Source organism: Photorhabdus noenieputensis, from assembly GCF_018448935.1.
Classification (GTDB): domain Bacteria; phylum Pseudomonadota; class Gammaproteobacteria; order Enterobacterales; family Enterobacteriaceae; genus Photorhabdus; species Photorhabdus noenieputensis.
Window position 1 is genome coordinate 1 of the sequence record NZ_RCWC01000090.1, and the last position, 3,049, is coordinate 3,049.

Annotated in this window: 3 protein-coding genes and 1 pseudogene; 2 read left to right on the top strand and 2 right to left on the bottom strand. The window is 42.2% G+C overall.

Annotated features, from left to right (window positions below; translation table 11 throughout):
- Nucleotides 1-184: 184 nt before the first annotated feature.
- Nucleotides 185-439: a hypothetical protein gene (locus EAE91_RS23140; protein ID WP_214090499.1), complete on the top strand. Its 255-nt coding sequence runs from the start codon at nt 185-187 to the stop codon at nt 437-439.
- 197 nt (nt 440-636) lie between these two features.
- Here the strand turns inward: EAE91_RS23140 and EAE91_RS23145 are convergent, their stop codons facing one another.
- The gene (locus EAE91_RS23145) at nt 637-1,467 is read right to left on the bottom strand and encodes a phosphoenolpyruvate hydrolase family protein (RefSeq protein ID WP_214090500.1); all 831 of its coding nucleotides are present in this window, start codon (nt 1,465-1,467) and stop codon (nt 637-639) included.
- Nucleotides 1,451-2,695, bottom strand: a complete 1,245-nt coding sequence (locus tag EAE91_RS23150; protein ID WP_214090501.1) for a Tm-1-like ATP-binding domain-containing protein — start codon at nt 2,693-2,695, stop codon at nt 1,451-1,453. Before EAE91_RS23150 ends, EAE91_RS23145 begins: the two co-directional genes overlap by 17 nt.
- Nucleotides 2,696-2,835: 140 nt before the next feature.
- On the opposite strand from EAE91_RS23150, the pseudogene EAE91_RS23155 reads away from it, so the two are divergent.
- Nucleotides 2,836-3,049 (top strand): annotated as a pseudogene (locus tag EAE91_RS23155) (TetR/AcrR family transcriptional regulator); the annotation flags it as partial.

Below are 3,049 nucleotides of genomic sequence, written 5' to 3' on the forward strand. Positions count from 1 at the left end.
CAGTAATAACATCCATGAATTTACGCCAGAGAGTTTGTGTCAGCTCGGGCATAGCCTAGAGGCGTTGAGTTCTTTATTACCGATGTTGTTTACTTTGCATGAAAAAGCGAGTGGTGAATGTCACCGTAGGGCTTTGAAAAACGAAATAAAATAGTTTTTTCAAATGAAACCGGAAAATTTTTGGATGGTTTTCCGGTTTAAAGGCATAAATTATCGCCGACAGGGTATTCGATATTGTCGATACTCATCGGGTCGATTTTTCCCCTTCCCAGGGCCTGAGGTGGTACCGGGATGTCGTCACCGTGCACTTTTCCCGGCATACCGACGCAGTGTCTTATACAGCGGCTCCAGCAGTTTGCTGACTGCCCCTGATCAGCAACTTAGCGTGATGCGGCTGGGGCTTTTGTTCAGACATTTTTTCGTTAACATTGCTGAGTAAGCCCCGGAGACAAGTGAGGCTGAGTTGTTGCGGCCTGGTAGGATGAAATAAAGGAGCCAGACAGGCATATGTTGGCTGGGTATGGCATATTGGGTACCTTTCCGTATTTTGAGGAAAAGAAAACAATGCGTCATCATAACGTAACAGATATTACGGCTGTAGTACTAAGTTTCCGCATAGCTTAAGTATAATTCTTACTAACCCCGATTAATTTCTTTAAATTTCTGGATGGTGTGTTTGATGGCTTGTTCTGTTGGCAAACGCTCCATTGAACTGGCACCATAGAATCCATGACAATTGGGACAATGAGCCATAATATAGGCGACATCCTCCGGTTCCAAAATTGGGCCGCCGTGACATAAAGTAATAATGTCATTTCGGATAGTTTTAGCTGCCAAAGCACAAGCGTTAATGATTGGTATACAAGATTTCAGATCATATGATGTATTAGCACTAATATCACCGCCAGTGGTTAGCCCAAGATGTACGACGATGATATCAGCACCTGCTTGTGCCATAGCCTCAGCCTCTTTTTCATTGAAAACATAAGGAGTGGTAATCATTCCTTTTTCATGCGCCAGGCGGATTAGCTTCACCTCCAGTGCATAGCCCATGCCTGTTTCTTCCAGGTTTTTTCTGAACTTTCCATCAATAAGTCCTACCGTTGGGAAGTTCTGAATACCAGCAAAACCTTGTGCTTTCAGTTCATCCAGGAAAAGAGATAAATTACAGAATGGATCAGTACCGCAGACACCCGCCAATACAGGTGTTTCCTTAATTATCGGCAATATTTCATTACCCATTTCTCTGACAATTTCATTTGCATTACCGTATGGCATTAATCCGGCCAATGATCCTCTGCCAGCCATTCTGAAGCGTCCAGAATTATATACGATAATGAGGTCTGCCCCTCCTGCTTCCTCGCAACGCGCCGAAAGACCACTACCTGCACTCGCCCCAATAATAGTTTCGTTACGTTCGACTTTTTGTTTTAGAGTTTCAATAATCTGATTATATTTTTTCTTCATAAGAGATTCCCTGGTGTTCTATAATTTCCTTGAGTTGTTGTATTACAAGAGTACAAAATTGAGGTGAATTTATGTGAAAAGGTGTTTTTATAACTTTTCGCAATTTTGTTTGTTTTATTGTTTTTTTTAATCCATGACAGAAAGCCTGTGTTGATGCAGGTAAATAAAAAGGTTGTTCAGGGCAATCTAGCGCAGAGAATCCGCCTTCCGGAATAATGAATCGAATAGGTCCATCACACTTATTAAGTTTGTTCCCTATCCAGATACCAAGCTGATAGTTTTCTTCAGGTGTCGTTCGCATCAATGTCACCTGAGAGTTATGCTCAAAAAACAGCCTGTTGCTGTAGCGTTCTGGGATCGTGTCTTTTGCACCAAAGTTAACTATGTCCAAAGCACCAGCACTGCCGATCCACGGAATGCTTTTTTTTGCAATGACATCTAAACGTGTGTCAGGGCAACCCAAAACCCCTCCAAATAGCAGATCGGAAATTTCTGTTAATGTAATATCTAAAACACAAACCAATTTGCCGTCCTTAGCCAATTTCTCCATGCTTGTTCCACCATTGCCGGTAGCATGAAAAGCCAGGCAATCGTATTGAGAATTTAACTCAGTAGTGAGCTGATTAATGCATGGAGTCGTTATACCAAACATCGTCAACCCTAAAGCGGGTTTATGAATATTAGCCAATGGCGTAAAGTAATTGACAGAGCCGGCCATCATGTTTGCAGCATTAGACAAGACTGAACGAGAAATACGGTTTAGTCCGTTGAGATCGGTTACCGTATAAAGCATGGCAATATCGCTGTCCCTAACGTAGGCTGAAACATTCCCTGACGCCATCGTTGATACCATGATTTTAGGCAACCCGATCGGCAGGCTTTGCATAGCAGGAGTAATCAGTGCTGTTCCGCCTGAGCCTCCGATACCAATCACTCCCGCGATATCGTCGATTGAGCTGTTCAGGAAATTCGTGAGGGCGACAGACATTGCTGTTATCGCCTTATTCCGTACGCCACAAAAGACGGGATCAGCACCAGCGGGATGATACTCAGCCACCTGAAATGAATGAATATCTATCTTTTTATTCTGATGATTTTTCTCAGGAATTGATGTAGACACATCAATGATGATTGAATTAACTCCTGCGAGGTGTAAACAACATTTCAACCAGACCAGCTCGTCCAGTTTTGTGTCTGCTGTGCCAACGACAACTACAAATCGCGTCATAGTGTTCACCCCATGTGGCATACTTAGTTCAAAGACTAATGTAAACCTATTGTAATATTTTACAACATTCAAGTTATTTTTTATCATTAGTGATATTTATTACTGTTAATGCTATACGGTTAAAATTTTAAGGGGGTTAAATGATCCTGTTTGATGAAGAAAATCTGTCGCCAGTCCGGCGTCGTACCCTGGAACGTATCACGCATTCAGCTCTGAAGTTATATCGTGAAAAAAAATTTCCGTCTCCTGAAGAGATTGCTAATGAAGCTGAATATGCGAAGGCCACGTTGCGCAGCTACTTTTCAACCCACAGTGATTTTGTCGAATACGTTGTAAAACAAGTCATTGGATCAT